The 26,556-nt window shown below is 70.4% G+C and carries 29 protein-coding genes and 1 pseudogene; 13 read left to right on the plus strand and 17 right to left on the minus strand.

Annotation, left to right across the window (positions count from 1 at the left end):
• Positions 1 to 65 precede the first annotated feature (65 nt).
• Entirely contained in the window at positions 66 to 518 is a 453-nt protein-coding gene (locus tag OG828_RS21625) for a DUF5994 family protein (RefSeq protein WP_328502042.1), read from the minus strand.
• A 270-nt stretch (positions 519 to 788) separates the two neighbouring features.
• Between OG828_RS21625 and OG828_RS49580 the strand changes: the two are divergent.
• From OG828_RS49580 to OG828_RS21640, 4 genes and pseudogenes are all read left to right on the plus strand, one after another.
• Positions 789 to 1,254: pseudogene (locus tag OG828_RS49580) on the plus strand (DUF5994 family protein).
• A 167-nt stretch (positions 1,255 to 1,421) separates the two neighbouring features.
• Positions 1,422 to 1,973 (plus strand): DUF5994 family protein, encoded by a 552-nt coding sequence (locus tag OG828_RS21630; RefSeq protein ID WP_328359282.1) that lies wholly within the window; start codon positions 1,422 to 1,424, stop codon positions 1,971 to 1,973.
• A 5-nt stretch (positions 1,974 to 1,978) separates the two neighbouring features.
• Positions 1,979 to 2,266 (plus strand): hypothetical protein, encoded by a 288-nt coding sequence (locus tag OG828_RS21635; protein ID WP_328359285.1) that lies wholly within the window; start codon positions 1,979 to 1,981, stop codon positions 2,264 to 2,266.
• Positions 2,267 to 2,291: 25 nt separating this feature from the next.
• Positions 2,292 to 2,852, plus strand: coding sequence for a hypothetical protein (locus OG828_RS21640; RefSeq protein ID WP_328359288.1), 561 nt, complete (start codon positions 2,292 to 2,294; stop codon positions 2,850 to 2,852).
• Positions 2,853 to 3,444: 592 nt separating this feature from the next.
• Here the strand turns inward: OG828_RS21640 and OG828_RS21645 are convergent.
• Together OG828_RS21645 and OG828_RS21650 are read right to left on the minus strand one after the other, a co-directional pair.
• Positions 3,445 to 4,626: a M20 family metallopeptidase gene (locus OG828_RS21645; protein ID WP_328359291.1), complete on the minus strand. Its 1,182-nt coding sequence runs from the start codon at positions 4,624 to 4,626 to the stop codon at positions 3,445 to 3,447.
• Positions 4,627 to 4,675: 49 nt separating this feature from the next.
• Positions 4,676 to 6,229: an AbgT family transporter gene (locus OG828_RS21650; protein WP_328502043.1), complete on the minus strand. Its 1,554-nt coding sequence runs from the start codon at positions 6,227 to 6,229 to the stop codon at positions 4,676 to 4,678.
• 125 nt (positions 6,230 to 6,354) lie between these two features.
• Between OG828_RS21650 and OG828_RS21655 the strand changes: the two genes are divergently transcribed.
• On the plus strand, positions 6,355 to 7,380 hold the full coding sequence (locus tag OG828_RS21655; RefSeq protein WP_328502044.1) for an Lrp/AsnC family transcriptional regulator: 1,026 nt from the start codon (positions 6,355 to 6,357) through the stop codon (positions 7,378 to 7,380).
• A gap of 61 nt (positions 7,381 to 7,441) precedes the next feature.
• Here the strand turns inward: OG828_RS21655 and OG828_RS21660 are convergent, their stop codons facing one another.
• The 4 genes from OG828_RS21660 to OG828_RS21675 all read right to left on the minus strand — a co-directional run bounded on the left by OG828_RS21660 (position 7,442) and on the right by OG828_RS21675 (position 11,049).
• Positions 7,442 to 8,158 (minus strand): hypothetical protein, encoded by a 717-nt coding sequence (locus OG828_RS21660; protein ID WP_328502045.1) that lies wholly within the window; start codon positions 8,156 to 8,158, stop codon positions 7,442 to 7,444.
• Positions 8,159 to 8,290: 132 nt separating this feature from the next.
• Positions 8,291 to 8,884, minus strand: a complete 594-nt coding sequence (locus OG828_RS21665) for a DinB family protein (protein WP_328502046.1) — start codon at positions 8,882 to 8,884, stop codon at positions 8,291 to 8,293.
• A gap of 69 nt (positions 8,885 to 8,953) precedes the next feature.
• Complete coding sequence (locus OG828_RS21670; protein WP_328502047.1) at positions 8,954 to 10,255, minus strand: phytase; 1,302 nt, start codon at positions 10,253 to 10,255, stop codon at positions 8,954 to 8,956.
• Between the two features lie 149 nt (positions 10,256 to 10,404).
• The gene (locus OG828_RS21675) at positions 10,405 to 11,049 is read right to left on the minus strand and encodes a TetR/AcrR family transcriptional regulator (protein ID WP_328502048.1); all 645 of its coding nucleotides are present in this window, start codon (positions 11,047 to 11,049) and stop codon (positions 10,405 to 10,407) included.
• A 134-nt stretch (positions 11,050 to 11,183) separates the two neighbouring features.
• Between OG828_RS21675 and OG828_RS21680 the strand changes: the two genes are divergently transcribed.
• Positions 11,184 to 12,146, plus strand: coding sequence for a zinc-binding dehydrogenase (locus OG828_RS21680; RefSeq protein ID WP_328502049.1), 963 nt, complete (start codon positions 11,184 to 11,186; stop codon positions 12,144 to 12,146).
• Positions 12,147 to 12,188: 42 nt separating this feature from the next.
• Here the strand turns inward: OG828_RS21680 and OG828_RS21685 are convergent, their stop codons facing one another.
• The 5 genes from OG828_RS21685 to OG828_RS21705 all read right to left on the minus strand — a co-directional run bounded on the left by OG828_RS21685 (position 12,189) and on the right by OG828_RS21705 (position 17,469).
• Positions 12,189 to 13,472 carry an ArgE/DapE family deacylase gene (locus OG828_RS21685; RefSeq protein ID WP_328502050.1) on the minus strand — a complete coding sequence of 428 codons (1,284 nt, stop codon included), beginning with the start codon at positions 13,470 to 13,472 and terminating at the stop codon, positions 12,189 to 12,191.
• Positions 13,473 to 13,611: 139 nt separating this feature from the next.
• The gene (locus OG828_RS21690; protein ID WP_328502051.1) at positions 13,612 to 15,009 is read right to left on the minus strand and encodes a HAMP domain-containing sensor histidine kinase; all 1,398 of its coding nucleotides are present in this window, start codon (positions 15,007 to 15,009) and stop codon (positions 13,612 to 13,614) included.
• Positions 15,010 to 15,714 (minus strand): response regulator transcription factor, encoded by a 705-nt coding sequence (locus OG828_RS21695; protein WP_328372045.1) that lies wholly within the window; start codon positions 15,712 to 15,714, stop codon positions 15,010 to 15,012. It abuts the gene before it with no gap.
• Positions 15,715 to 15,799: 85 nt separating this feature from the next.
• Positions 15,800 to 16,387 carry an FMN reductase gene (locus OG828_RS21700; RefSeq protein ID WP_328439177.1) on the minus strand — a complete coding sequence of 196 codons (588 nt, stop codon included), beginning with the start codon at positions 16,385 to 16,387 and terminating at the stop codon, positions 15,800 to 15,802.
• Positions 16,384 to 17,469 (minus strand): LLM class flavin-dependent oxidoreductase, encoded by a 1,086-nt coding sequence (locus OG828_RS21705; RefSeq protein ID WP_328439179.1) that lies wholly within the window; start codon positions 17,467 to 17,469, stop codon positions 16,384 to 16,386. Before OG828_RS21705 ends, OG828_RS21700 begins: the two co-directional genes overlap by 4 nt.
• Before the next feature lie 117 nt (positions 17,470 to 17,586).
• Here OG828_RS21705 and OG828_RS21710 point away from each other — a divergent pair, with 117 nt between their 5' ends.
• Together OG828_RS21710 and OG828_RS21715 are read left to right on the plus strand one after the other, a co-directional pair.
• Complete coding sequence (locus tag OG828_RS21710) at positions 17,587 to 18,996, plus strand: MFS transporter (RefSeq protein WP_328502052.1); 1,410 nt, start codon at positions 17,587 to 17,589, stop codon at positions 18,994 to 18,996.
• Positions 18,997 to 19,046: 50 nt separating this feature from the next.
• Positions 19,047 to 19,589 carry a GNAT family N-acetyltransferase gene (locus OG828_RS21715; protein WP_328359329.1) on the plus strand — a complete coding sequence of 181 codons (543 nt, stop codon included), beginning with the start codon at positions 19,047 to 19,049 and terminating at the stop codon, positions 19,587 to 19,589.
• A gap of 51 nt (positions 19,590 to 19,640) precedes the next feature.
• On the opposite strand, the gene OG828_RS21720 is transcribed toward OG828_RS21715, so the two are convergent.
• Complete coding sequence (locus tag OG828_RS21720) at positions 19,641 to 20,525, minus strand: NADP-dependent oxidoreductase (RefSeq protein WP_328502053.1); 885 nt, start codon at positions 20,523 to 20,525, stop codon at positions 19,641 to 19,643.
• Positions 20,526 to 20,649: 124 nt separating this feature from the next.
• Here OG828_RS21720 and OG828_RS21725 point away from each other — a divergent pair, with 124 nt between their 5' ends.
• Positions 20,650 to 21,057 carry a winged helix-turn-helix transcriptional regulator gene (locus OG828_RS21725; RefSeq protein WP_328502054.1) on the plus strand — a complete coding sequence of 136 codons (408 nt, stop codon included), beginning with the start codon at positions 20,650 to 20,652 and terminating at the stop codon, positions 21,055 to 21,057.
• Positions 21,058 to 21,159: 102 nt separating this feature from the next.
• Here the strand turns inward: OG828_RS21725 and OG828_RS21730 are convergent, their stop codons facing one another.
• A complete protein-coding gene (locus OG828_RS21730; RefSeq protein ID WP_328439185.1) occupies positions 21,160 to 21,639 on the minus strand; it encodes a MarR family winged helix-turn-helix transcriptional regulator in 480 nt (159 codons plus the stop codon).
• 60 nt (positions 21,640 to 21,699) lie between these two features.
• The gene (locus OG828_RS21735) at positions 21,700 to 22,155 is read right to left on the minus strand and encodes a hypothetical protein (RefSeq protein WP_328502055.1); all 456 of its coding nucleotides are present in this window, start codon (positions 22,153 to 22,155) and stop codon (positions 21,700 to 21,702) included.
• A 141-nt stretch (positions 22,156 to 22,296) separates the two neighbouring features.
• Here OG828_RS21735 and OG828_RS21740 point away from each other — a divergent pair, with 141 nt between their 5' ends.
• Positions 22,297 to 22,632, plus strand: coding sequence for a YnfA family protein (locus tag OG828_RS21740; RefSeq protein ID WP_210582489.1), 336 nt, complete (start codon positions 22,297 to 22,299; stop codon positions 22,630 to 22,632).
• 40 nt (positions 22,633 to 22,672) lie between these two features.
• Here OG828_RS21740 and OG828_RS21745 read toward each other — a convergent pair whose 3' ends face one another.
• Positions 22,673 to 23,110, minus strand: a complete 438-nt coding sequence (locus OG828_RS21745; protein WP_328359348.1) for an ester cyclase — start codon at positions 23,108 to 23,110, stop codon at positions 22,673 to 22,675.
• Positions 23,111 to 23,280: 170 nt separating this feature from the next.
• On the opposite strand from OG828_RS21745, the gene OG828_RS21750 reads away from it, so the two are divergent.
• Both OG828_RS21750 and OG828_RS21755 read left to right on the plus strand, forming a co-directional pair.
• Positions 23,281 to 24,048, plus strand: a complete 768-nt coding sequence (locus OG828_RS21750) for an SDR family oxidoreductase (RefSeq protein ID WP_328502056.1) — start codon at positions 23,281 to 23,283, stop codon at positions 24,046 to 24,048.
• Positions 24,048 to 24,209, plus strand: coding sequence for a hypothetical protein (locus OG828_RS21755; RefSeq protein WP_328359354.1), 162 nt, complete (start codon positions 24,048 to 24,050; stop codon positions 24,207 to 24,209). Before OG828_RS21750 ends, OG828_RS21755 begins: the two co-directional genes overlap by 1 nt.
• Before the next feature lie 19 nt (positions 24,210 to 24,228).
• On the opposite strand, the gene OG828_RS21760 is transcribed toward OG828_RS21755, so the two are convergent.
• Positions 24,229 to 25,422 (minus strand): RtcB family protein, encoded by a 1,194-nt coding sequence (locus OG828_RS21760; protein WP_328504910.1) that lies wholly within the window; start codon positions 25,420 to 25,422, stop codon positions 24,229 to 24,231.
• Between the two features lie 215 nt (positions 25,423 to 25,637).
• Between OG828_RS21760 and OG828_RS21765 the strand changes: the two genes are divergently transcribed.
• Positions 25,638 to 26,510, plus strand: a complete 873-nt coding sequence (locus OG828_RS21765) for a DUF3558 domain-containing protein (protein WP_328502057.1) — start codon at positions 25,638 to 25,640, stop codon at positions 26,508 to 26,510.
• Positions 26,511 to 26,556 lie beyond the last annotated feature (46 nt).

The raw sequence follows: 26,556 nt of genomic DNA on the forward strand, positions 1-26,556 counted from the left end.
TGCGGCTGTCCGAACCGGCCGGGGCGGCACAGGGAGTGTTGGTACCTCGGCCATCCCGGCTCCCGTCACGCGCGGCGGCGGTCGCCACCCGCGCCCGCCGCACGCGCCATGATCGGCAACGCGGCCTCCTCGGTCGTATCCGGGGGGACGACGACCAGATCCCAGCGCCCGTGGCCGGGGGCGAGGAGGACGACGGTGTGCGCGGCGGTGGCCGTCAGGCTCCTGCGCAGACGGACGACTTGGCCGGCGACGAGCATCCGGCCCGGCGTCGGTGACCACACCGTGCCCTTGAGCACGACGCTGCTGATGTGACCCCACGTAGGGGGCAGCCCGGCGAGCAGTGCGGGGAGTTCGGCGAGCAGGTCGTACGAGCGCGGCCACCATGCCCCGTCGATAGCGCGGGGTCCGCCGGCGCGGGGCGCCAGGCGCAGGCGGAGCAGCAGCTGCGAGGGAGGCGGGGGCGGCGGAGCGGCGTCCGGCAGGGATTCAGGGGTATGAGTGGCGGAATTCAGGGACATGTACGGGCTCCTCGGCCTCGTTGCGGATGGCGCGGCCGGGGTCAGGGGCTGCCCCTGTGTGGACGGCGAGGGGGAATGCTCCAGGGTGGTCGGGCACCGGCATACGGACGTCCTCGCCTTCTTCACCGTACTCCCGCCTGACATAAAACGGCCGAGACGTACGCTGGGACCACCGGGTGCTCCTCGTACGCCGACTCCGCTCGACGTCGCTTCCGGCGCACCACGAAACCGGGCCGCGCTGTCACAGCGGCCCGAAGAGGGGCGTGCGTCATGAACGCACCGACCGCCCACCGCAGTTCGGCCGCATCCGAGCGTCCCGCCACGTACCCGCCCGCCCGGCTCGCCCTGCGCCCGCCGACCTTCCCGCCGGGACCGGTGTGCGGAGCCTGGTGGCCCCGCACCGACGACCTGGCCGTCGAACTGGCCGCACTCACCGACGTGTTCGACGCGTCGCGCGGACGCGTGACCCGCATCGCGTCCCACCACGGGAGCTGGCCGAAGGAGCCGCGCACCCTGCCCGTGAACGGGCCACACGGTCACGGCCACCTGGTACACATCCGGCCTCGACCCGCACACCATCCGGCGCTTCTCGTACGGTGCCGGCCGTTGGGACCTGCTCGTCGTCCCGCCACAGAGCGGGGCCGGCGCGGCCGCCCGGCTGATGACCGCGGCGGCCGATCCCGCCCTCCGCCTCACCGGGACCGCTCTGATGGCGACCGAGGGCCCATCCGGATAACGAGCCGGACATGACGGGCGGCAACGGACTCGTCACCGACGCCACTTGCAGGAGTAGCGTGAAGGCACCAAGGGCACTTCGTACTCCGGCATCCACGCGGGTCTCGTCCTCGGTGAGCAATGGCATCGGGGACGACCGCCGCGTCGCCCCGAAGACGGGTTCGCATCATGACCGCGACCACCACGTCCACCCGCACCGCCCCTCCACCTTCCGCCGCCCGTGTGGCACTGAAGTCCCCGACGGGCCGCGGCTTGCTCGACGGCGCCTGGTGGCCCCGTTCACGCGACCTGGCCACCGAGCTCCCCGCCCTGGCGGACGTGCTCGATCCGCTGTGGGGCCGCATCACCCGCGTCGCCGTCAACCCGATGCTCTGGCCCGTCGTCCCGCGCAAGGTGACCGTCCGCGACCGCGTACTGAAGGTCGGCTGGTTCACCCCTGAACTCGACCCGCACGAGCTGCTGTTGCTGTCCTACGGGGCCGGTCGCTGGGACCTCCTGGTGATCCCGCCCGAGACGGATGCCGCGACCGCCGTCCGGTTCATGGCCGCCGCCTGCGACCCGGACGGGCCCCCACTGACCGCCACCGATCTCGTCGCCGCCGAGTCCGCACGCCACCACGACATCGCCGTGGGGGACCGGCCGCAGACCACGGAGGAGTCGTGGGGGTGCGAGGACGGCGCGACCTCCACCCCCGCCGTCCCCACGGCCGCGGGGCGGTGACCGCCATGGACGCCGCATCCACCGCAGCCGCCTTCCTGGTGCTGATCGCCGTCGCCGCATATGTGATCCACCGCCTCGACACACAGCACGCCGAAAGGATCGCCTTGCGTACGTACAGCCCCTCCCTGCCCGGCCACCAGGCCCCCGCCGAGCCGGGGAACGCCGGTACGCCGCCTCCCCAGCCTCCCCCGCCGGTCGCCCCGGCCGACCGGCACGACCATCGCGACGGGGGCCGCGGGCGGTTCCCGTCGCGCCGCCGCCGTGACCGCACCACGCACAAACAGGCCCACTGAGCTGGGCCGCGTCGAAGGGATCGCGATGGGAGTCCGGATGGCCGAGGTGTATCTGCGCAGGCTCACCCGGTGGCAGGCCGAACAGCAGCGGGAGGCCGTCGCCGATGTGTACGTCACGGCGTACCGCGGCGCCGCCGGGGCCGAGTACCGGGACCGGAAGGGGTTCCTGCGCCGCTTCGAGCAGCACGTGCACCACGACGGTTTCGACATGGCCGTCGCCGACGCGACCGGCCTCGTCGGCTGCGCCTACGGGTACCGTCTGGAGCGCGACGGGGCGTGGTGGGCCGACTTCCCCGTCGAGGTGACGCCTGAGACGGAGGAACTCACCGCGTCCGGGCGAGTGTTCGCGCTCACCGAGCTGATGGTGCTGCCCGCGCTCCGCCGCCGCGGTGTCGCGACCCGCCTCGGGGACCTGCTGCTCTCCCGCCTCCCCAAGGACCTGGTGGTGGCCGGTCTGGACCGGGACAGGGACGCAGCCGGGATCAGGGAACTCCTCCGTACCTGGGGCTGGAAGCAACTGCCCGCCACGGGGCCGGGCGCGGACACGTCGGGCCGCGAGGTCTGGGCGCGCGGGCCCGTCCGGTGAGCGAGCGCCGGGGCGGGCGGGCACAGAACTCAGCCGTGTCCAGGTCGAAGCCCTCCGCACTGACAACATCGACACGCTTCGACGCCGAGCCGCGGAGAACGCATGGAACCGCAGACTGACCACCGCCCGAATGACTGGTCTCCTTGGGAGCTGTCTGGGAGCCGGCACCCTCCGCAAGGCCCTTCGAGACCACCCGAGACCACGACGTTCCGACGCTCCCACCATGGGTCTGTGCTGACGTAAGACACAGCCGGCCAGATGGCCGGCATGCGTGCGCGATGCGTGAGCGGACGGTAGAGCATCAGCCGTCACTATCGGGATCAAGCAAAATCCGTGAGAACTACGGAGAGCAGTTTCCTCAGGTCAACGCACATTCCCCTGCGAGACCCCAGGTCAGCACCCCGCCCCTCCCAATCGCTGCATGAGTGGCAGGACCTCAGCCACAGGCTGCACGAGGCCGGACACCGGCCGTATTGCTTGGTGTGGCCCTGACCTCGGGTTTCTTTCACTGATGTGCGCCTGCGGGCGGCGTACGAGCAGCTAGCCGGACCGGTGCCGGTGCCGCCGTCGGCCGGCATGGAGGGGGCGCTGCTCAGCCGTGCAGTGGATCCGCCAGTCGTCCCAGCAGGCCCGCGACCAGGGCGGTCTGGGCGGGGACGGTGTCGGGGTGGATGAATTCGCCCTGGGCGTGGGCGCCGTCGCCGATCGCGCCCAGGCCGCACAGGACCGGCAGGCCGAGGGCGGCGACGAAGTTGGCGTCGCTGGCGCCGCCGACGGCGGCGTCGGGCAGGTGGTCGCGGCCCTGTGCGCGGGCGACGTCGCGGGCGAGGTCGAGGAGGGGGGCGGAGGCGGCGTTGAGGGTCATCGGCGGGCGGTTCCAGGCGTGGTCGATGTCGATGCGGACGCGGGGGTCGCTGACCTTGATGGCGTCGAACTCGGCGTCGACGCGGTCCTGTTCGGCCTCGCTGCTGACCCGGATGTCGATGCTCGCGGTGGCCTGTCCGGCGACGACGTTGGTGGCCGAACCGCCGCTGATGAGCCCGGTGTTGATCGTCGTACCCCTCCCGGGGGCGGCGACGGCCGCGGCGGCGAGGACGAACTCGGACAGCGCGGTGATCGCGCTCGCCCCGTCCTGCGGCGCGAGCCCGGCGTGTGCCTCGACGCCCGTGGCGGTGACCTTGAAGATCCCGGAGCCCTTGCGGGCGGTCTTGACCGCACCGTGCGCTGTCGGCTCCAGCACCAGCGTGACGTCGGCCTTCTGGGCGACCGCCTCGATGACCGGACGGGAGGAGAGGGAGCCGGTCTCCTCGTCGCCGTTGAAGAGGAAGGTGACGGTGGGGAGCGGGGCGCCGCTCTCGCGGGCGAGCTTCAGGGCCCAGATGCCCTGTGCCAGGCCGGTCTTCATGTCGAAGATGCCCGGCCCGCTGAGCTTCGCCCGGCCGCCGGATTCCACCGACGGCTGCTCCCATCCGGCGAGGGTGCCGGTCGGCCATACGGTGTCGTAGTGGCCGACGAGGGCGACGTGCCCGGGGCCGGTGCCGGTGTAGGTGAGGGTGAGGGTGTCGCCGCACTCGCCGCCGGGGTGGCGCTGTTCGTGGTCGGGCCGGCCGAGTCGGTGGACGGCCAGTTCGCGCAGGAGGTCCAGGCCCGCGGCGAGGGCGGGCAGGTCGTAGCTGCTGGTCTCGTGGCGGACCAGGGTCAGGATGTCGGTGACGATCTCCGACGAGACCTCCTGGGCACGGGTGGTGAGGGCGGCGGCGGGCGATGCGGTCATGATCTGCTTTCTCGTACGACGGTGTGGGGGGCTTGCGGATGATGCGGGGTCAGCTGATGCCGAAGGGGATGCCCAGCAGGTACCAGGCCACGAAGAACGCGACCCAGACGATCCAGACGACGGCGGCGATGGGGATCGTGAAGGAGGCGAGGGTGCCGATGCCGGCGGACTTCTTGTGTTGCTGGATGAAGCCGAGGGCCATCACGAAGTACGGGCTCATCGGGGTGACGCAGTTGGTGACCGAGTCGGCGACGCGGTAGACGGCCTGGGTGGTCTCGGGCTCGATGCCGATGAGCATCAGCATGGGTACGAGGACGGGGGCGGCCAGGGCCCACAGCGCGGAGCCACTGGTGATCACGAGGTTCATGAACGTGATCAGCACGGCGACGCCGACCAGCACGGTCCAGCCGCTCGTGTCCAGGTCCCGCAGCGTCTCGGCACCCTTCACGGCGAGGATGTCGCCGATGTTCGTCCACTTGAAGTAGGCGAGGAACTGCGAGATCGCGAAGAACAGGACGAGGATCGGGGCCATCGAGCGGGTGCCGTCGACCATCGCGGCGATGATGTCGCGGGAGGCGGAGAACGTACCGGTCATCCGGCCGTAGACGGTGCCGAGCACGGCGAAGAACAGGCCCAGGACGAGCGCCATCCCGCCGATCAGCGAGGAGTCGACGATGCCGCCGTGCTCGCCGCGCAGCGGTGAGGACGAAGGGATCATCGCCGCCACCAGGAACGCGATGAAGCCCAGGGCGACCAGCCCGGTCACCCGCAGAGCGCGGCGCTGCTGCTCGGTGACCTCGATCGCCTCCCGCTCGTCGGCGTTCAGTGCGGCGACCGGCTCGTCGGGCTCCAGGTCCGTACGGCGGGCGAGGACCTTGTCGACGACGAGCGTGATCACCAGGGCCACGAGGACCGACGAGGCGAGCCCGAAGAAGTAGTTGGCCACGGGGGTGACCACGTAGTCCGCGTCGATGGTGTGGGCTGCGGCGGTGGAGATCCCGGACAGCAGTACGTCGGTGGTGGTGAGGGACGGCGAGGCGTCGTAGCCGGCGGAGATCGAGACGTAGGCGACGATGCAGCCGAGCACCGGGCTGCGGCCCGCCGCGCGGAAGACGAGTGCGCCGAGCGGGATGAGGGTGACGTAGGCGGCGTCACCGGCGACATGGCTGACCATGGCCGTCATCGACAGGGCGAAGGTCAGGTACTTGCCCGGCACCCGCGCGACCATCCGGCGCAGCAGGGCCGAGAACAGTCCGCTCTTCTCGGCGACGGCGATGCCGAACATCACGGTGAGGATGGTGGCCAGCGGCGGGAAGGCCGCGAAGTTGTCGACGGCTCCCTCGACGGCCATGGTGATGCCGTCCCTGCTGAGCAGGTTCTCCACCTTGATGGTCTCGTCCGTGCCGGGGTGCACGGCGCTGACGCCGGCCGCCGCCAGTACGGCGCTGAGGACGGCGACGACCCCCGCGAGGATCCAGAACAGCCAGAACGGGTTGGGCAGTTTGTTGCCGACCTTCTCGATCCCCGCGAAGGCGCGGAACGCGGCGCGCAGGACTCTCGACTGTGGCTCGGTCGGCTGGGGCGGGATCGCGGTGGCACTCATCGGTACCTCTTCGTGCATCTGAGGGATGTTCCTGCGAACAATGGCAGTCGAATGAGAGATTCTCTAGCCCCTAGACGTAACAGCGGGATTAACCGGCAAGCTTCGGCAGTCTAAGGTGAGGCACTATGACCCGCCCCCTCCTCGACGATCTCGACCGGCGCCTCATCGGTGCGCTGCACCTGGCACCCCGGGCCACCTGGGACGACATCGGCGGGATCCTGTCCGCCGACGCCAGCACGCTGAAGCGCCGTTACGACCGCCTGTACGAGGCCCGGATGGTCCGCGTGATCGGGCAGGCGGACTGGGGCATGCACTCCACGGCGATGCCGGTCCACGTCTTCCTGGACATCACCGGCGAAACCCCGCTCGCCGTCCTGCGCCGGCTCCAGGACCTGCCCCACCTCCAGCTCCTGGCGCAGATCTCCGGCGACCACCCCCTCTACGCCGTCGTCCACGCCCCCTCCGAGGCGGCCACCAGCGAGGCGATCGACCGGATGTTCTCCGTCCCCGGCGTGCGCCGCGTCAAAGCCCTGCCCGCCCTCAGCACCCATCGCCGGGGCCACACCTGGGACCCTCAGTTCCTCACCGACACCGAGACGGCAGAGCTGCTGGAACTCGCCGGCGCCCGCCCCGAGGGCACCGCGACCGCGACACCGCCCGCCAAACCGCTCAGCGAGGCCGAACGCACCGTCGTCGCCCAGCTGATGCAGGACAGCCGCGCATCCGCCGCGAGCATCGCCCGGGCCGCCGGCCTGGCCACCTCCACCGCGCACCGCGTCGTACGCCGGGTCCTCGACGAGGGATGGGTCAAACCGCGCCTGGAGATCGTCTCGGAATGGCTCGGCTTCGAGACCCCGTTCATCCTCCGGCTCCGGGTCGCCCCCGGCGAGACCCCCGACGTCATGCGCCGTATCGACCGGCTCCCGCAAACCCGGCTCGCCGCACACGTCGCCAGCGACATGTCCGTACTCGCCACCGGCCTGGTCACCGACCGCTCCGCCGTGGCGCACTTCATCGACCACGAGCTGGCCAGGATCCCCGGCATCCTCACCGTCAGCGTCGACGTCATGCTCGCCGAGCCACGCCGATACTGGCTGGACCGCGACCTGACCGCCGGACTCGGCGCATTCCACGCACCGACACTGCTGTGAGTGCCAGGCATCAGCCGAGGCAAGGCCACCAAGCCCGCCGAACTGGTCCGCTGAGCTCCGCCTACGAGTCCGGCGAGGTCAGACAGTACGTGAGGTCGCGGAACGTGCCGGGCCCCGCGGCGAAGTCAGGTGCGTCGCTGTAGAAGAGGGCGGCCGCGTTCGGATCGCCGTACGGGGTGATCTGACGGCAGGTGTCACGGCCGTCGCCCTTGATGATCCGCTCGAGACGAAGCAAGGCTTTCGGGTCGTTGCACGGCACCCGCGGTCCGATGGGCGTACGGACGTCGAAGCCGCTGTAGCAGTCGCCCTCCTTGCCGTAGATCATCAGGCACAGGCTGGGTTTGTCGTTGCGGAAGTCGAAGCCGGTGTAGTCGTCCTTGATGCAGAGGTCCGACTTGCCGTTCGGCACGAGCCTCGTCACCCGGGCGACCGCGTTGCGGTGGGCGCAGTCGACCACCCAGACCTCACCGCCCTGACCGGGACCTTCGGCGCCGACGCAGTCGCCCTCGCGTGCGGAGGTGGTCGGGCGGATGTCTGCCTGCGAGTCGGGCGGGGAGGAGGAGCGGGCCGACGGGGTGGAGGTGGGGGTGGAGGGCGCGCTGCTCGCCGTTTTCGGCCCCGTCTCAGTGCCGGTGACGGTCTCGGTGCGGCCCTCTGTGCCGCTCTCGGTGCCGCACGCGGTCAGCGTGGTGAGGGCGAGGATGCCGACGACGAACAAGGGGGCTTGCTTCCGCATCACGGCTCCGGGGGTCCGGCGGACGTTCGGGAGGCTGCTCACGACAGATGTCTACCGGAAGCGCACGGGACCCCTCCCGGACCGAGCGTCAGCCCTGCTTCGAGCGTCGAACACGGAACCTCACCCTCCCGTTGAACCTGTTGAACCGGTTGAATGGCCCCCGCCCCGATCCCGTCACGCGCCCCGCTCGGCATCCCGCGCCGCCCGCTCCAGTCGGCTCCGGTGCTTCTCCCACCAGGCCGAATCACCCGGCGGCATGTTGTCGTTGCCCTTGTTCATGCCGACGGCACCGTCCGTGAGTTCCCGGATGATGTCGGCGTGCCCGGCATGCCGGTGGGTGTCGGCGATGACGCGCACCACGGCGTGGTGCAGCGTCACCTCGTCCCTGCCGCTGGGCCACCACGGCACCTTGCCGACCGTGTCCAGCGGCAGCGCGTCGATCGTCGCGTCCGCGTGTGCCCACGCCCGGCGATACAGGCCCACGATCTGCTCGCGTGACTCGTCGGCGGTGGCCCACATGTCCGCGTTCGCCTCGGCACCCTCCTCGACCCACGGCAGCGCCTCACCGGAGGGCCGTCCGAATGTGTCGCCGAGATACCCGAGTTCCACCGTGGCCACGTGTTTCACCAGGCCCAGCAGGTTCGTGCCGGTCGGCGTGTGCGGGCGGCGGATGCCGTACTCCGAGAGCCCTTCGAGCTTCCAGAGCAGGGCATCACGGGCGGACTGCAGATAGAAGTGAAGGTCGGCTTTGGCGTCGGATGCGGTCATGGGGCCAGTCTGCTGCGCACGCGATCTCCGTTCACCGGCTTTTCCGTACGCGACCTCACGACGCGCGACCTACATGTCCGCCGCGTCCACCACCGCACCCAGATCGACGAACTTGAAGCCGGTGGCCGTACGGTCCTCCACGCCCGGCGTCTCCTCGCCGTCCTGGACGACGAGCAGACCGCGCGGATAGCGGCTGCCCAGCGGGGCGTTGAGGATGGCGGCGCCGTCGCACTCCTCCACGCTGTCCAGCGTCGAGGACGCGGCGCCGACCTTGAACCCGCCCTCGTACTCGTTGGCGTCGCCGATTTCACGGTCGTACAGGGCGAAGGTGTTGTCGCCCTGGCTGGAGGCGAGGAGGTAGCCGTCGCCGTCCCGCTCCTCGAACAGCGTCAGGCCCTCGACGTCGGCCGACAGGTGCTCGCCGCCGTAGCCGGGGTCGGCGCCCGGCGTGCACTCCTCGGTCTCCTCGTCGTACGTGCCCGGGACGCCGTACTCCTTGGTCCTGTCGATCAGGACGGGCCTGCCAGTGAGGTCGGCGCGCAGCCGCCAGATGCCGATGTCCTCCTGGCCGGCGTACAGCGTGCCGGTGGCCGGGTCGACGACCATGCCCTCGACCTGCGGGAGTTCGCCGGGCTCCAGGCAGGGGGTCCAGGTGGTGCCGTTCGGGAGGCGGAAGGAGGAGGGGAGGTCGAGGGTGCGGACCTTGCGGTAGCCGACCTTGCCGTTCGCGGCCGGGACGAGTTCGAGGAGCGCGAGGCGGGTGCGCTCACGTTGGCTGACCAGGGCGTACGTACGGCCGCTGGCCTTGTCCTTCCAGGTGCCGAGACCGTACGCGGTGCGCTGGTCGTTGATCTCGCTCTGGTCGGCGGAGAACACCGGGGCGGCGGCCGGGTCGGTGATGTCGGTCAGCGGGGCGCCCGGGCGGGAGGCGTCGATGCGGTAGATCCGCAGCCGGTCGTTGCCGCGGTCGCTGACCACCGCGACATCGGCCCGGCCGGACGAGGTGCGCAGGCCGGTGACGAGGTCGACGTTGTTGTACCGGCCGGGCGCGTCGTCCGCCGACGGCGGCTTCGGCGCGGCGATCGACTGCACCAGGCGCGCGCCCAGGTCGTAGACCCGCAGCCCGCCCTCCTTGGCGGTCGCCATGACGAGGCTGCGCCCGGGGTCGGCGGGGTTCCGCCAGATCGCCGGGTCGTCCGCGTCGGAGTTCTGGCCGGCCTCGTCGTCGAAGAGCGGCGCGGACTCGCTGCGCGCGGTCACCACCGGCAACTCGGCGTCCGCCCCCGCGGGGGACGCCGCGAGGAGGGTGGCCAGTGCGGTACCGGCGGCGAGGGCGGCGGCTCTGCGTGCGGCGCGGGGCGTCGTTCTCACGGGCGCTTCCTTACGTCAGGGGTGTCAAGGACATGCCGATGGTGGGCGGGGAAGTTGGCGCCCAGAGGGACGTGACCTGTCCGGGAGGAGTCGCACGAGGCTCGCGGTACACGGACCGCCGCCGTCGTACCCCTTCTCCGGCGACGGATCTACGGCGTGCTGGGCGAGTGCGCGAGCGGCAGGCGTGGAGCCGGCGGCAGCGGCGCGGGCGCTCCCGTCTCCGGCGTGGCACGGAACGCCTCGATCATGTAGGCGGCGAAGCGGCGGGAAGCCGTGAGCCGGGCGGGCCACGGCAGGTCCTGGACTCCACGGTGGGCCATGAGCATCAGGGTCAGGTCGTCGACGACGAAGCCGGGGCGCAGCTGACCGGTCTCCTGGGCGCGGCGGGCAAGTTCGGCGACCGCGCGTGCGGTCCGCTCTCGGTCGGCGTCAAAATCCATGGTCTCGGGGAAGGCCGCCGTGAAGGCGTCGGCGAACCCCCGGCTGTGCGCGTGGAGTTCGCAGATCCGCTCGATCAGGCTCCGGAGTCCGTGCCACGGGTCCGAGTCCGCGAGGGCATCGCGGACGGCGGCCTGGCAGGCGCGCCACTGCTCGGCGTAGGTCTCCTCGATCAGTTCCCGCTTGGTCGGGAAGTGCCGGTACAGCGTGGCCGGGCCGACGCCCGACTGCCGGGCGACCTCACGCATGGGCGCGTCAAGGCCCTCCTCGCCGAACACCGCGCGGGCGGCCTCCAGGATGCGGGCCCGGTTGTCGCGGGCGTCGGAGCGCACAGGGTGAGGCAAACGGTCGGTCATGGCCTCTCACTTTAGCCAAACGGACGGGGGCGTCCGTTACGGTCCGACGACGGGTGATGGGTGCGGGGTGATGGGTGATGCCACCCCGTACGCAGCTCCTGCGACCTGTACGTTCACCACCTCGAGGAGCCGGGATGAAAGCCGTCGTGATCAGGGAGTTCGGAAACCCCGATGGTCTGGAGGTCGTCGACCTGCCGGTGCCCGTCCCTGCCCCGGGGCAGGTGGGGATCGTCACGGAGGCGATCGGGGTGGGCGGCGTGGACGCCGTGATCCGCCGGGGAACGCTCGCCGGGCTCGGCTTCCGGGAGGGTCATCTCCTCGGCAGCGAGGTGGCGGGGACCGTCACCGCGGTGGGAGAGGGCGTGGACGCCTCGTGGATGGGGCGGCGGGTGTGGGCGTTCACCGGCCTGTCCGGCGGGTACGCCGAGCAGGCCGTCGCCTCGGTCGAGGACGTCCTACCGCTGCCCGACGGCATGACCGGCGCGGACGCGGTGACGCTCGGCAGCTCCGGCGCGGTCGCCCACTTCGCCCTGGACCGCGCCCGTGTCGCGCCCGGCGAGACGGTGCTCGTGCGCGGTGCGGCGGGCAGCATCGGGATCACCGCGGTCCAGCTCGCGGCCAGGGGCGGTGCGGGCGCGGTGGCGGTCACCACCTCCTCCCCGGAGCGTGGCGCCCGCCTGCGGGACCTGGGCGCGACCCATGTCCTCGACCGCTCCGGCGAGGGCGGCCCGGACGCACCGTCGGGCTTCGACGTGGTGATCGATGTCGTGGGCGGTCCCCAGCTTCCCCGGTTCCTGGACCGGCTGAACCCCAACGGGCGGTATGTGGCGGTCGGCGTGGTCGCCGGGCAGCCGCCCGCGGACTTCGGCATGCGGCTGATCGACGCCTTCCGCAGCTCGCTGTCGTTCGCCACCTTCAGCCTGGACACCGTGCCCGGCCCCGACCGGCAGGCCGTCCGGTCGTCCCAGTTCGCCGCTGTCGCCCACGGAGACCTGCGCACGGTCGTGCACGAGGTGCTCCCGCTGGACAAGGCCGCACTGGCCCACCACGAGATGGACGCGGGCAGGGTGTTCGGCAGGGTCGTGCTGGCTCCCTGAGCCAGGCGGGAGCGGAGTTCGCGCGGTATCTGGTACGCCCCATCAACCGCCCACGGCCCCCTTCGTACCGACCGTCCGCAACACCGTCACCGCCAACGTCCGCGCCACCTCCACCACTTCACGCACCGACACGTGCTCCCCCGCACTGTGCGCCACCGCGATGTCCCCCGGCCCGTACTGCAAGGTCGGCACCCCGGCACCGGAATACAGCCGCAGATCGCTGCCGTACGGCGCCCCGCGCTCCCGCAGCCCCGAGTCACCGCCGACCGAGTCGGCGTAGGCGGCCCGGATCACCTCCGGAAGGGGATGCCCCGGCAACAGCCGCCCGCTCGCGAACTGCCCGCCCGGCCACGTCACCGTCGCCGGATGGTCCCGCAGCCAGGGATCGGCGGCGCACACCTCGGCGACGCGGCGTTCCAGGGAGGCCCTCGCGTCAGCCGGATCCTCACCCAGCCGCACCCCCAACCGCCCCTCGGCGACGAGCAGATCGGGCACGCTGCTCGCCCAGTCGCCGGCGTGGAGGGTGCCGACGGAGAGGGCGTACGGGATGGGGTACTCGGCCATGAGCGGGTCGGGGCCGGTGTTGCGGCCGGCCTCCAGCTCGGCCAGCGCCCCGTGCAAGGTCACGTACGCATCGATCGCGCTGACGCCCCGCTCCCGCGAACTCGCATGCGCCGCCAAGCCGGGCACCGCAATACGGAACGTCAACGCACCCGCGTTCGCGGTGACCAGAGTCCCGGCGGTCGGCTCACCGATGACACATACGTCCCCGCGATACCCCCGCTGCAACGTCCCGAACGCACCGAGCCCACCGTCCTCCTCCCCCACCACGAAGTGCGCGGCGACCTGCCCGCACAACCTCACCCCGCTGGCCCGTATCGCCCCCAGCACAGCAAGGTGCGCCGCCAGCCCGGCCTTCATGTCACAGGCCCCGCGCCCATGCACCAGACCACCGGTGACCCGCGGCACGAACGGATCCCCCTCCCACGCGGCCGGATCCCCCGCCGGCACGACATCAACATGCCCCTGCAACACGAAGACCGGCCCGTCACCCCCGTCCGCGGTCCGCCCGACCAGCCCCCACGCCTCGTCCCGCGCAGCCTCCGCCCCCGGAAACTCGGGATGCGCCATCAGCGCGCCCAAATCCAACGGCCACAGGTCAACATCCATCCCGAGCCGCTCCAACCGCCGCGCAAGCTGATGCTGAAGCTCCGACTCAGCCGCACTCCCGGTAACACTCGGAACAGCGATCAACTCAAGCAACGTCCGAGCAACAGCAGCCTCATCGATCTCCGAGAGCACCAGAGCTTCTTCGTGACTCAACACGAGGCGGATCCTTTCCACGCAGGGAGGAGTCAGCGCCCCGCCAGGGGCGCGGGGCTGTGTTCAATATGCGGCTCCGCCGCGTGGGCGCGATCAACCACATAAAACCCGCACCCGCCAAACCACAGAAGCCCCCGAGCTACTAGGCACCCCCACCCACCGTGAACCCGATAACCGACCCACCCCCCTCCCGCCGATAGGCAAACGGCGCACCCCCATGCGCCAACGCCACCTCCCGCACGATCGACAACCCCAGCCCCGACCCCGGCAGGGACCGCGCATCCGCAGCCCGATAGAACCGATCAAAAATCCGCATCAGATCCTCATCAGCAATACCCGCCCCCCGATCAAGAACCTCCACCCGGATCGCGCCGGCCCGCGCAGGCCCGGAAACCACGATCTCGATCGGCGCCACCCCCTCCCGATCGAACTTCGCCGCGTTCTCCACAAGATTCGACAGGGCCCGTTGCAGCATCCCCGGCCGCCCGTCCGTCGCCGTATCCCCACTCGCCCGCACGACGATCTCCCGCCCGGTACGCCGCCGCGCCAGCCCGGCCACATCCTCGGCGACATCGGCGAGATCGACCCGCTGCGGCGGCTCCGTGTCCGACTGCCCGGCCGCCAGATCCACCAACTCATTGACAAGATCGGTCAGTTCACGCGCCTCCTGCCCCAGATCCGCGACCAGCTCGTCCCGCGTCCCCGCAGGCAGCTCATCGATCCGCCGCAACAGAGAAATATTCGTACGCAGCGACGTCAGCGGCGTCCGCAGCTCATGCCCCGCGTCCTGCACCAGCCGCCGCTGGTCCTCCTCGGACTGGGCGAGCCGCCCCAGCATGCGGTCGAAGGCGCGACCGAGGCGGCCCACCTCGTCGTAGCCGGTGACGGGGACCTGGATGCCGAGCCGGCGCGTGCGGGCGACGTCCTCCGCGGCGGAGGTGAGGATGACGAGCCGGCGGGTGATACGACGGGCCAGCCACCAGCCGAACAGCCCCGCGCCGACGACGACCGCCGCCATCAGGATCAACGTCCGCTGCTGCAGCGCCCGCAGCAGATCCTCCGTGTCGCTGAACTCCTGCGCCACCTGCACCGCGCCCCGCCCGCCGCCGAGCGCGACGGTCGCGATCCGGTACACGTCGTCCCCGACGTCGACGTCCGCGTGCTCGGTCAGCGCCCCGGCGGTGGCGCGGGCGGCGATGCGCCGGTCGGCGTCGGTGACGGGCAGCCCGGGACGCCCGGGGTCGACCACGGCACCGTCAGGACCCAGCACCTGGACATCGGTCCGGGCGGGCCGTACGAGATCATGCCCGGGCTCCGACGACGAGAAGTCCTCCGTCGTCATCCGCTCCTGCCGCAACGTGCCCTGCAGATCCTGCACGACCTCGTCGAACACGGACTGCTGGTCCACGCGCACGAGCCGGGCGGCGGCGCTGTACGACAGGATGCCGACCAGGACGGTGACCGCGGCGGTCACGGCCGCGAACGACACCGCGAACGTCGTCCGCAGCGACAGCAGCCTCAGCCGCCGGGGCCGGACCACTCAGTCCTCCCGCAGCACGTAACCCACGCCCCGCACCGTGTGGATCAGCTGCGGCGCACCCGGCTCGTCGAGCTTGCGCCGCAGGTAGCCGACGTACACGGCGAGATTCTTGGAGCCGGGCCCGAAGTCGTAGCCCCAGATACGGTCGTAGATCGTGGAGTGGTCGAGCACGATGCCCGCGTTGCGCACCAGCAGTTCCAGCAGCTCGAACTCGGTGCGCGTCAGCTCCAGCTCCCGCGGCCCGCGCCACGCCCGCCGCGCCTGTACGTCCATCCGCAGCCCGGCGGCTTCGAGGAGCCGGGGTGGAAGCTGCGGCTCCGCGGCTTTCGCCGGGACCTCGACGGGGGCCGTGCCGGTCCTGCGCAGCAGCGCCCGCAGCCTCGCGAAGACCTCCTCGACGTCGAACGGCTTGACGACATAGTCGTCGGCGCCGGCGTCCAGTCCCGCGATCCGGTCCTGCGTCTCCACCAGCGCCGTCAGCATCAGGATCGGCGTCCGGTCGCCCTCCGCCCGCAGCACCCGGCACACCTGGAGGCCGTCGATCCCCGGCATCATCACATCCAGCACCAGCACGTCCGGTGGCGTGCGATGCGCCTGCGCCAGCGCCTCCACCCCGTCGGCGACCGCGGTGACCTGGTAGCCCTCCAGAGTCAGGGCCCGTTCCAGGGCGTGACGGATGGCGCGGTCGTCTTCAGCGAGCAGCACAGTGTGGGGCACCCGTCCATAGTGGCAAAGGGCGGGGATCGTACGACCTGATGAGCGGCCCCCGGCGATCGTTCTTACGAACGTCTCACCCTGCCGGACGCAACGCGGCGAGCTGCTGCTCGAACGGAACGATCTCGTCCGCGGCAGGCCGCGCGGCCTTCGGGGCCCCGGTCATCAGCCCCGCCAGCTCCCCCGCCGCCCGCTCGATCCGCCCGTCCAGGCCCTCCGCGCCCCAGTCCTCGGACGCGGCGTACACGCCGGTCGGGACGACGATGGCCCGCAGATAGGAGAAAAGGGGACGCAGGGCGTGCTCCAGGACCAGGGAGTGCCGGGCCGTACCGCCGGTCGCGGCGATCAGCACCGGCTTGCCCGCGAGCGCGTCCGGGTCGATCACGTCGAAGAAGGACTTGAAGAGTCCGCTGTACGACGCCGAGAACACGGGCGTGACGACGATCAGCCCGTCCGCCCCGGTCACGGCGTCGATCGCGGCGGAGAGCCGCTGTCCCGCGAACCCGTTGGTGAAGTTGTGCGCGATCTCGACGGCGAGTTCGCGCAGTTCGACGACCTGGACGTCGACGGCGGAGGCCTGTGCCACCGCCGCGGCCAGCCGGTCGCCCAGCAACCGGGTGGACGACGGGACACTCAGCCCCGCCGACACGACGACGAGCTTCATACGGTGGTCACCTCCTGAGCTGCCTTGAGGGAAGCGTGGGTCGGCGCGTCCGGCATACTCGCGGAGCGCCCCGCCGCGAACTCCTTCCTGAGCACCGGCACGACCTCCTCGCCCAGCATGTCGATCTGCTCGAGGACGGTCTTCAGCGGCAGCCCGGCGTGGTCCATCAGAAACAACTGGCGCTGGTAGTCCCCGGCGTACTCGCGGAAGCCCAGCGTCTTCTCGATCACCTGCTGCGGCGACCCGACGGTGAGCGGGGTCTGCTCGGTGAAGTCCTCGAGCGACGGGCCGTGCCCGTACACCGGCGCGTTGTCGAAGTACGGCCGGAACTCCCGTACCGCGTCCTGCGAGTTGCGCCGCATGAACACCTGCCCGCCCAGACCCACGATCGCCTGCTCGGGCGTGCCGTGCCCGTAGTGGGCGTACCGGGTCCGGTACAGCTCGACCATCTGCTTGGTGTGGTCGGCCGGCCAGAAGATGTTGTTGTGGAAGAAGCCGTCGCCGTAGTACGCGGCCTGCTCGGCGATCTCGGGCGAGCGGATGGAGCCGTGCCAGACGAAGGGCGGTACGCCGTCCAGCGGCCGGGGCGTGGAGGTGAAGCCCTGCAGCGGCGTACGGAACTTCCCCTCCCAGTTCACGACGTCCTCGCGCCACAGCCGGTGCAGGAGCGCGTAGTTCTCGATGGCGAGGTTGATGCCCTGGCGGATGTCCTGCCCGAACCAGGGGTAGACCGGCCCGGTGTTGCCGCGGCCCATCATCAGGTCCACCCGGCCGTCGGCCAGGTGCTGGAGCATCGCGAAGTCCTCGGCGATCTTCACCGGGTCGTTGGTGGTGATCAGGGTGGTGGAGGTGGAGAGGACCAGCCTCTCGGTCCGCGCCGCGATATAGCCGAGCATCGTCGTCGGCGACGACGGCACGAACGGCGGGTTGTGGTGCTCACCGGTCGCGAAGACGTCGAGGCCCACCTCCTCGGCCTTCAGCGCGATGGCGACCATGGCCTTGATCCGCTCACGCTCGGTCGGCGTACGGCCGTTCGTCGGGTCCGGCGTGACATCGCCGACGCTGAAGATCCCGAACTGCATGGTCGCTCATCCTCCAAAGTTGTTGACCGTTCAACTATACCGTCGAACGACCCCGCCGCTCCCCCTATTCCTTAATCAGCTTGACGGCCACGACCACCACTCGGCACATTTATCTGCGTGACACAGATACTGCATGACGCAAAGGAACCTTCTCTCCCCGCCCGCACCCGCTGGGCGATCCTCGCCGTCGTCCTCGCCGCCGACGTCCTCGACCTCCTCGACGCCACCATCACCAACATCGCCGCCCCCACCATCACCGCGGACCTCGGCGGCGGCGCCGGCCTGATCCAGTGGCTCGGCGCCTCCTACGCCCTCGCGCTCGGCGTGCTCCTCGTCCCCGGCGGACGGCTGGGCGACAAGTACGGCCGCCGCAGGCTGTTCCTGATCGGCCTCACCGGATTCGTCATCGCATCCCTGGCCTGCGGACTGGCCCCCACCCCGGAGTTCCTGGTCGTCGCCCGCCTCGCCCAGGGCGCGTTCGGCGCGCTCGTCATCCCGCAGGGCTTCGGAATCCTCGGCGCGACCTGGCCCCGCGACCAGATCGGCAAGGCGTTCAGCCTGTTCGGGCCGGTGATGGGCCTGTCCGCGGTCGGCGGCCCGATCCTCGCCGGCTTCCTCGTCGACGCGGACATAGCGGGCCTCGGCTGGCGCACGATGTTCCTGATCAACCTGCTGCTGGGCGGCGGCGCCCTGCTGGCCGCCGTACGCCTGCTGCCCCGCGACACCGGCGACCGCACGGTCGCCGTCGACGGCCCCGGCTCCACCCTCCTCGCAGCCGCGATGCTCGGCCTGCTCGGCGGCCTCATCGACGGGTCCACGAACGGCTGGACCACTCGCCCCCTGGCCCTCCTCCTGCTCGGCCTCGCCCTGTTCGCCGCCTTCTGCCACCGCCAGCGCACGGCCCCGAACCCGCTCCTGAAGCCGTCCCTCCTCCGGGACCGCGGCTTCACCTCGGGCCTGACCCTCGGCATCGTCGTCTTCGCCGCGACCGCGGGACTCCTCTACGTCATCTCCCTCCACCTCCAGCAGGGCCTCGGCCGCTCACCCGCGGGCACCGCACTGGGCCTGATCCCCCTGTCCATCGGGATCGTCATCGCGTCCATCGCCTGCTACCAGCTGATCCACACCCTCGGCCGCCGCCTGGTCCTCACCGGCCTGGTGATCATCCTGCTGGGCTGCGGCTGGCTCGCCCTCCTGACCGACGAGACCGGCACCTGGCCCCTCGTCCCGCCCCTGCTGGTCATCGGCCTCGGCATGGGCACCTGCTTCGGCACGGTCTACGACATCACCATCGGCGACATCTCCACGGAGGAGTCGGGCAGCGCGAGCGGCTCACTGAGCGCGGTGCAGCAGCTGGCCAACGCGATCGGGGCGGCGGCGGTGACGACCGTGTACTTCAAGGCGTCCGGCGACGGCGACGCCCACGCCACCACCCTCAGCCTCGTCGTGGTCGCCGCCGCCATCGCCGTATGCCTGCCCCTTGTGGGGCTGCTGCCGCGCAAGGCGCCTGCGGGGCAAGGGCATTAGACGGGCATATTGGATTGCCGCCGGCCGACCCGGTCGGATAGGAAGCTCACATGCTCAGAGGCAGCAAGGTGGGGCTCAGGGCCCGGCACGAGGACGACGTCCCGATCCTCCAGGCGGAGCTCGCCGACGACGTGGCCAACGCCACGCGGGCCACAAACAGGCCGTGGCGGCCGATCACGCCCGGCTCGACGGAGTCGCCGTTCGTGGTGGACGACAAGGAACAGGGGCACGTCCCGTTCTCCGTGGTGGAACTGGAGGGCGACACCCTGATCGGCACCGCGACGCTGTGGGGCATCGACACCCACAACCGGTCCGCGCACGTCGGGCTCGGACTGCTGCCGTCCGCCCGCGGCAAGGGCTACGGCACCGACGTCGTCGCGGTGCTGTGCCACTACGGCTTCGTCGTGCGCAGCCTGCACCGGCTGCAGATCGAGACGCTGTCGGACAACGTCGCGATGCTGCGCTCCGCCGAACGCAACGGCTTCGTCCGCGAGGGCGCGCTGCGCTCCGCGGCCTGGGTGATGGGCGAGTTCCTGGACGAGGTGCTGCTCGGGCTCCTCGTCCAGGAGTGGAAGCCGGACTCGAAGAACTAGTCAGCTCTCCGTGCAGCCAGGGACGCGGACGGGCAAGAAGCCCACGGCCCCTCAAGGAACCAGCACGATCCGCCCCCGCACCCCGCCCTCCGCCAGCCGGGCGTGCGCCTTGGCCGCCTCGTCCAGCGCGTACGTCTCGGCGACGCGGAGGGTCAGCACCCCCTCCTCCACCAGCCGGACCAGCTCCGCCAGCCGCGCCCCATCGGCAAGGACGCCCACCTCACCGACCCGAACCCCCCGCACGGAAGCCGGTGCGGCATTCGGGATGACGCCCATGTACGCGCCCCCGTCCCGCACCCGCGCAAGGGCCGCCTCTCCGATGACCGCCGCGTCGAGTACGGCGTCGAAGCCGTCCCCGTCGCCGGCCGTGAAGTGGGCCGCCCCCAGGGACCGTACGAGCTCCTCGTCCTTCTCCCGGGCCAGCGCGGTCACCGACAGCCGCCGGTGCGCGGCGAGTTGGATCGCATACCCGCCGAGCGCGCCCGCGGCGCCGGTCACCAGCAGGGACTGATCCGGCGTCAACTCCAGGAATTCCAGGGCCTGTGCGGCGGCCAGGGCGTTCAGCGGAAGTGTCGCGGCGTGGACAGCATCCACACCTTCCGGCGCCTTCGCCACCGCGTCCGTGTCGACGACGACGTACTCGGCGTGCGTACCCAGCGGCTTCACCGGGCCGTGGTGCAGGGCCACCACCTCGTCGCCGACGCTCCACGCGCTCCCCTCGCCGATCGCGTCGACGGTCCCGGCGACGTCCCAGCCGAAGCCGAGCCGCTCACCCGCGCCACCGAAGACACCCGAGCGCACGCCCGCGTCCACAGGGTTGAGCGCTGCCGCCGCCACCTTGATCCGCACCTGCCGCGCACCCGGCTCCGGTACCTCGGTCTCCACGACCTCCACGGCCTCGGGTCCGCCGAACGTCGTCACCACAGCAGCTCGCATGACTGATAACTCCTAGATGTCACTGTCCGTAGAGGTATCTCCTCTGCTGCAACAACCCTAGGAAGAGCTACTATCTTCTGGTAAGTAGTTACCTGAAGGTGCGTACATACCCCCGAGGTGAGCCATGGCGACCAAGACCGCGGCCCAGCGACGCGAAGAAGCACGCATGGAATACGACGCGTTCCTCCGCGGCTGCCCCACCCACCAGCTCCTCGACCGCATCAGCGACAAGTGGGTCTGCCTGGTCCTCGCCGCCCTCTCCAACGGACCCATGCGCTACAGCGACCTCAGCCGCAAGATCGCCGGAGTGAGCCCCAAGATGCTCACCCAGACCCTGCGCTCACTGGAACGCGACGGCCTCGTCGCCCGCACGGTCACCCCGTCCGTCCCCGTCCGCGTCGACTACGAACTCACCCCGCTCGGCGCCAGCCTGTCCCACATGCTCACCGCGGTGAAGGACTGGGCGGAGACCCACATCGAACAGGTCCACGAGGCACGGGAACGGTACGACGAGGAGAGCGAGAGCGCCTAGACCCGTCATAAGCGGGTCCGGCAGCGCCCCGAAGGGGCGCGGGGAACTGCGCGACCAGCCACGACGCACCCGCAGACAGTGCACCGAATTCCAGCGGAGCGCTTAGGCCTTCTCGGCCCGCAGCCGCGCGATCTGCTCCCCGCTGAACTCCACCGTCCGCCTCATATGCCCGATGATCAGGGCGAGTTCGGCATCGTCCAGATCGTCGAAGAGAGCCGACCAGCCACCACTCAGCCGCTCCCACATCCGCCCGAACTCGGCACTCTTCTCCGGCACGGTCGCCACCAGCACCCGCCGCCGGTCCCCCGCGTCCCGCTCCCGGACCACGTACCCCGCCCGCTCCAGCCGGTCCACCAGCCGCGTCGCCGACCCGGTCGTCAGCCCCGTCAGCTCCGCGATCCGGCCCGTCGTCACCGGACCGCCCTCCAGCGTGAGCAGATTCAGACACTGCAGATCGGTGGGGTGCAGGCCGAGACGGTCGGCGACGGCCTGATTGAACAGCGCGTACGAGGCCATATAGCGGCGGGACACCGCGGACAGCTCCTCGAGCAGCCGCGCCCGCGCATCGCCCTCGCCCGTCATCCCGCCCGCCCTTTCGTCTGCGTCGTGCAGAGATCGTACGACGCAGCAGTCGCCGCACATCTAGAAGTAGTACTCGTCCCCGCTGTCCAGGACCAGCACCCGCTGTGGTCCGCTGCCCTGGCCGGCTTCCGCCACCGTGCCGATCTCCAGCAGCACCTCCGACGGCACCTCCCGCAACTGCACCCGCAGACTGACCGGCTTGCCCACCCCCTTCGCGGCCAGCGCCCCCACCCGGCACAGCACCGCCCGGTCCCCCGAGGGCGCACACCCGTCCGGCAGCGTCTGCCGGTCGGCGAGCGGCTCCGACCAGGCCAACCGCACCGACGTGGCGGGCACGGCGGACGTCCCGTCGTTGCGCGGCGTGAACCGTACGTCGACCCGGCCCGCGGCCAGGGACGCGGCACCGTGATAGGCGAGACCGGCCTCCGGACCGGAACCGGCGACGGCGAGCGAGGCCCCGCCGCCGATCATCATCAGGGCGGCACCGCACGCCGCCAGCACCCGCGTCGTTCTCATCCAGCCGACTCCTCACTCCGCGGTCCGTGGTTGTACGGATGTATCCCACGCGGAGCGAGCCGCAGGCGCCGTCCATCAGGTGACGCGGGCACGGAAACGGGCACGGAGCGGGCACGGAAACGGCCGTGCGAAGCTGCCGACATGCTCATCCTCCGCTCCGCCGCCCTCTTCGTCGCCGCCGCGCTCCTCGAGATCGGCGGCGCCTGGCTGGTCTGGCAGGGCCTGCGCGAGCACCGCGGCTGGCTCTGGATCGGCGGCGGCGTCCTCGCCCTCGGCGCCTACGGCTTCGTCGCCACCTTCCAGCCCGACGCCCACTTCGGCCGCATCCTCGCGGCATACGGCGGCATCTTCGTCGCCGGTTCGATCGCCTGGGGCATGGTCGCCGACGGCTACCGCCCGGACCGCTGGGACATCGCGGGCGCACTGATCTGCCTCGCGGGCATGGCGGTGATCATGTATGCGCCGCGCGGGGAGTGACGGAGGCAGTAATTGACGTACGAAGGTCGAGACCGAGACCTCAGGCCGACAGCTCGTCGGGCAGCAGCCCGAGCTGCTCCAGGAACTCCATCTGATCGAAGTAGAGCCGATAACTGACGATCCGGCCGTCCCGCACCGTCGCGAAATCCACCCCGCGGATCCTGATCTCCTTCTGCGTCGCAGGCAGAGACTCCCCGGACGACAGCTGAACAGGACCGGTGTTCTTCCCGCTGAAGAACCCTTCATCGATGGCGGTGTCCCCGACCTCGTACGCATACACCGTCTCGAACGTCCCGTCAGGCACCGCGTCCGTCATCTGACGCCAGTACTCGACGATGTGGTCACGCCCGTGGATCTCCCCGCCGTCCGGCGTGATCGCGACCGCGTCCTCCGCATAGATCTCGGCAAGCGCCTTGAGGTCCGGCGAACCGGTGACAGCGTCCGTCAGCCGGTCCATCACGTCACGAGCCTCACCCATGGATCCACCTCCTGACTCGGGAGAGGACCACCCGCTTTCATTGTCCGCCCGAGTGCCACAGTCCCGCCCCTCGAACGGCACCCGGCCACTGCCCGCCCCCCGCCTATCCTGGCCGGAGGCACACGCATACGAACCACGAACCACCCCTCTCGCCCCTCTGGAGCTGCCGTATGACCCCCGCCGCCGCGTCCCGTATCGCCGTCATCACCGGTGCCAGCAGCGGAATCGGCGCCGCGACGGCACGGCAGCTGGCGGCCGCGGGCTACCGCGTCGTCCTCACCGCCCGCCGCAAGGACCGCATCGAGGCACTGGCCGAGGAGATCAACCAGTCAGGCCACTCGGCCACGGCATACGCCCTCGACGTCACGGACCGCGAGTCGGTCGACGAGTTCGCGAGCGCCTTCCAGAAGATCGGCGTCCTCATCAACAACGCGGGCGGCGCACTGGGCGCCGACCCGGTAGCGACCGGCGACCCGGCGGATTGGCGCCAGATGTACGAAACGAACGTCATCGGCACGCTCAACCTCACCCAGGCTCTCCTCCCGAAACTGGAGGCGAGCGGCGACGGTACGGTGGTGGTGATTTCGTCCACGGCAGGCCACGCGACATACGAAGGCGGCGCGGGCTACGTAGCCGCCAAGCACGGCGCCCACGTCCTCGCCGAAACCCTCCGCCTCGAAATCGTCGGCCGCCCGGTCCGCGTCATCGAAATCGCCCCCGGCATGGTCAAGACCGACGAATTCGCCCTGACCCGCTTCGACGGCGACGAGCAGAAGGCGGAAAAGGTCTACGAGGGCGTAGCGGAGCCCCTCACGGCCGACGACGTGGCCGACACGATCACCTGGACGGTAACCCGCCCCAGCCACGTGAACATCGACCTCCTCATCGTCCGCCCCCGCGCCCAGGCCTCCAACACCAAGGTGCACAGGGAGTCGTGATGCCGGAAGAGGAAAAATCCGAGCAACACGACCGCGAACAGCGCCAACTGGCCCTGGAAAAGAAACGCGAACGCATCGTCTGGTACTACCTCGCCTACTTCCTCTTCGGCATCCACATCGTCGCCTTCGTAATGATCTACGCGGTGACGCACGCGAAGTGAGAAGGGCTGCCCTGCTCCGTCAGCCCTTCACACAGACGACCTGCTTGAGCTTCGCCACCACCTCGACGAGGTCCCGCTGCTGATCGATGACCTGCTCGATCGGCTTATACGCACCCGGAATCTCATCCACAACGCCGGAGTCCTTACGGCACTCCACGCCCCGCGTCTGCTCCTCGAGGTCCTTGGTCGAGAAGCGCCGCTTGGCCGCGTTGCGGCTCATGCGCCGACCGGCGCCGTGCGAGGCCGAGTTGAAGGACAGCGGGTTTCCGAGGCCCTTCACGATGTACGAACCCGTGCCCATCGAGCCCGGGATGATCCCGTACTCACCAGAGCCGGCCCGGATCGCGCCCTTGCGGGTCACCAGCAGGTCCATGCCCTCGTACCGCTCCTCGGCCACGTAATTGTGGTGCGCGCTGATCTCGGGCTCGAAGGCCGGCTTGGCCTTCTTGAACTCCTTTCGGATCACGTCCTTCAGGAGCGCCATCATGATCGAGCGGTTGTACTTCGCGTACTCCTGCGCCCAGAACAGGTCGTTCCGGTACGCCGCCATCTGCGGGGTGTCCGCGACGAAGACGGCGAGGTCACGGTCGACCAGGCCCTGGTTGTGCGGAAGCTTCTGGGCCACGCCGATGTGGTGCTCGGCCAGCTCCTTGCCGATGTTCCGAGATCCGGAGTGGAGCATGAGCCAGATCGATCCGTCATCACCTATGCACACTTCTGTGAAGTGATTTCCGGATCCGAGCGTTCCCATCTGCTTTGTGGCCCGTTCCTGACGGAATTTGACCGCTTCGGCAACCCCATCGAACCGCCCCCAGAAGTCATCCCACCCCCAGGTAGCGAACCCATGGAACCGCCCCGGCTCCACGGGATCGTCATGCATCCCCCGCCCCACCGGAATGGCCTGCTCGATCTTCGACCGCAGCCGAGACAGATCCCCCGGCAGATCATTCGCCGTCAGAGACGTCCGCACCGCCGACATCCCGCACCCGATGTCCACCCCCACCGCCGCAGGACAGACAGCCCCCCGCATCGCGATGACGGACCCGACCGTCGCGCCCTTCCCGTAGTGGACGTCCGGCATGACCGCCAGCCCCTTGATCCACGGCAGGGTCGCCACGTTCCGCAGTTGCTGGAGGGCGCCCTCGTCGACCGTCGCCGGGTCGGTCCACATGCGGATGGGAACCTTCGCGCCCGGCATTTCCACGTACGACATATCGTCCTCAATCCCCGTAAGTGCAACAGAAGTCTTTAATCGCAAAACCAGCGCCAAGGTCAACGAAAGGGACAACGGACCGGCGTCCACGGCGTTGCGTGCGATAGACATTGTCTCCAGCGGGCACCCCCGCGCGGCAAGCGATTAACCAGCGGGGACACTGGCAGAGCGGCCGGGCGGGCCCGGCAAGAGACACCGTCGAGAGGATCCTGACCGTGCAGCGGAAGGCTTACGTATCCGGCGTCGCGGCGCTCCTCGCGGCGCTGTTGGCCGGCTGCACCGGCGGCTCGGACGACGGCGGCCCGACGGACAACTCCAACCCGGGCGACACGGGCAACGCGGCGGCCGAGGCCCAGCCGGGCCGCTACCGCACGCTCCCGGAGCCGTGCGGCGCCGTGAGTCAGGAGACCCTCAACTCGCTGCTCCCCGGCATCAGGCAGCTGACGGACGAGGAGCAGCGCGAGAACGCCTACGCGGGCAACCCCACGCAGACGTTCGACACGGACCGCAAGGTCGGCTGCCGCTGGAAGGTCGAGTCGACGGAGGCCACGGACCACCTGCTCGTCGACTTCGAGCGCGTGGTGTCGTACGACAACGCCGTCAGCGACGACAGCGAGGCGGAGTCGCTGTTCGCGACGAGGGAGGAGGCGGCCGACCTCCCCGAGCCGACGGTCTCGGCCACGGCGTCCACGTCGGAATCGGAGTCGGGGTCGGAGGACGCAGAGGCGGACGCGGAGTCGGCGTCACCGTCCGACTCCGCATCCCAGTCCACGTCCCCCTCCACCGCGTCCCCCTCCGGCTCCTCCACCGCCGACCCCAGCTCCTCCCCCTCCGCCACCCCGTCCGACCTCCAGCCCCGCCTCCTCGACGGTCTCGGCGACGAGGCGTTCCTGGACGACATGCTGAGCAGCGCCGGTTCGACGGCTCGGCAGCGCACGGTGACTGTGGCGTTCCGCACGTCGAATGTGATCGTGACGATCCAGTACGAGGAGCAGCCGGCGACGGTCGGCACCGTGCCGGACAGCAAGGAAATGCAGGACAGGGCGCAGAAGTTGGCTTCTCAGCTGGCGGACTCGCTGGCCGACTAGCGTGCCGTACGGGCCCTTTGCAAAGCACCCGAACGAGGAACACACA

The organism is Streptomyces sp. NBC_00457, assembly GCF_036014015.1.
GTDB lineage: Bacteria > Actinomycetota > Actinomycetes > Streptomycetales > Streptomycetaceae > Streptomyces.

What these genes read in the sequence shown, in the direction of transcription:
- OG828_RS21625 (WP_328502042.1), bottom strand. Translation starts at nt 518, where the DNA reads ATGTCCCTGAATTCCGCCACTCATACCCCTGAATCCCTGCCGGACGCC.
- OG828_RS21630 (WP_328359282.1), top strand. Translation starts at nt 1,422, where the DNA reads ATGACCGCGACCACCACGTCCACCCGCACCGCCCCTCCACCTTCCGCC.
- OG828_RS21635 (WP_328359285.1), top strand. Translation starts at nt 1,979, where the DNA reads ATGGACGCCGCATCCACCGCAGCCGCCTTCCTGGTGCTGATCGCCGTC.
- OG828_RS21640 (WP_328359288.1), top strand. Translation starts at nt 2,292, where the DNA reads ATGGGAGTCCGGATGGCCGAGGTGTATCTGCGCAGGCTCACCCGGTGG.
- OG828_RS21645 (WP_328359291.1), bottom strand. Translation starts at nt 4,626, where the DNA reads ATGACCGCATCGCCCGCCGCCGCCCTCACCACCCGTGCCCAGGAGGTC.
- OG828_RS21650 (WP_328502043.1), bottom strand. Translation starts at nt 6,229, where the DNA reads ATGAGTGCCACCGCGATCCCGCCCCAGCCGACCGAGCCACAGTCGAGA.
- OG828_RS21655 (WP_328502044.1), top strand. Translation starts at nt 6,355, where the DNA reads ATGACCCGCCCCCTCCTCGACGATCTCGACCGGCGCCTCATCGGTGCG.
- OG828_RS21665 (WP_328502046.1), bottom strand. Translation starts at nt 8,884, where the DNA reads ATGACCGCATCCGACGCCAAAGCCGACCTTCACTTCTATCTGCAGTCC.
- OG828_RS21675 (WP_328502048.1), bottom strand. Translation starts at nt 11,049, where the DNA reads ATGACCGACCGTTTGCCTCACCCTGTGCGCTCCGACGCCCGCGACAAC.
- OG828_RS21680 (WP_328502049.1), top strand. Translation starts at nt 11,184, where the DNA reads ATGAAAGCCGTCGTGATCAGGGAGTTCGGAAACCCCGATGGTCTGGAG.
- OG828_RS21700 (WP_328439177.1), bottom strand. Translation starts at nt 16,387, where the DNA reads ATGAAGCTCGTCGTCGTGTCGGCGGGGCTGAGTGTCCCGTCGTCCACC.
- OG828_RS21705 (WP_328439179.1), bottom strand. Translation starts at nt 17,469, where the DNA reads ATGCAGTTCGGGATCTTCAGCGTCGGCGATGTCACGCCGGACCCGACG.
- OG828_RS21715 (WP_328359329.1), top strand. Translation starts at nt 19,047, where the DNA reads ATGCTCAGAGGCAGCAAGGTGGGGCTCAGGGCCCGGCACGAGGACGAC.
- OG828_RS21720 (WP_328502053.1), bottom strand. Translation starts at nt 20,525, where the DNA reads ATGCGAGCTGCTGTGGTGACGACGTTCGGCGGACCCGAGGCCGTGGAG.
- OG828_RS21725 (WP_328502054.1), top strand. Translation starts at nt 20,650, where the DNA reads ATGGCGACCAAGACCGCGGCCCAGCGACGCGAAGAAGCACGCATGGAA.
- OG828_RS21730 (WP_328439185.1), bottom strand. Translation starts at nt 21,639, where the DNA reads ATGACGGGCGAGGGCGATGCGCGGGCGCGGCTGCTCGAGGAGCTGTCC.
- OG828_RS21735 (WP_328502055.1), bottom strand. Translation starts at nt 22,155, where the DNA reads ATGAGAACGACGCGGGTGCTGGCGGCGTGCGGTGCCGCCCTGATGATG.
- OG828_RS21740 (WP_210582489.1), top strand. Translation starts at nt 22,297, where the DNA reads ATGCTCATCCTCCGCTCCGCCGCCCTCTTCGTCGCCGCCGCGCTCCTC.
- OG828_RS21745 (WP_328359348.1), bottom strand. Translation starts at nt 23,110, where the DNA reads ATGGGTGAGGCTCGTGACGTGATGGACCGGCTGACGGACGCTGTCACC.
- OG828_RS21750 (WP_328502056.1), top strand. Translation starts at nt 23,281, where the DNA reads ATGACCCCCGCCGCCGCGTCCCGTATCGCCGTCATCACCGGTGCCAGC.
- OG828_RS21755 (WP_328359354.1), top strand. Translation starts at nt 24,048, where the DNA reads ATGCCGGAAGAGGAAAAATCCGAGCAACACGACCGCGAACAGCGCCAA.
- OG828_RS21760 (WP_328504910.1), bottom strand. Translation starts at nt 25,422, where the DNA reads ATGTCGTACGTGGAAATGCCGGGCGCGAAGGTTCCCATCCGCATGTGG.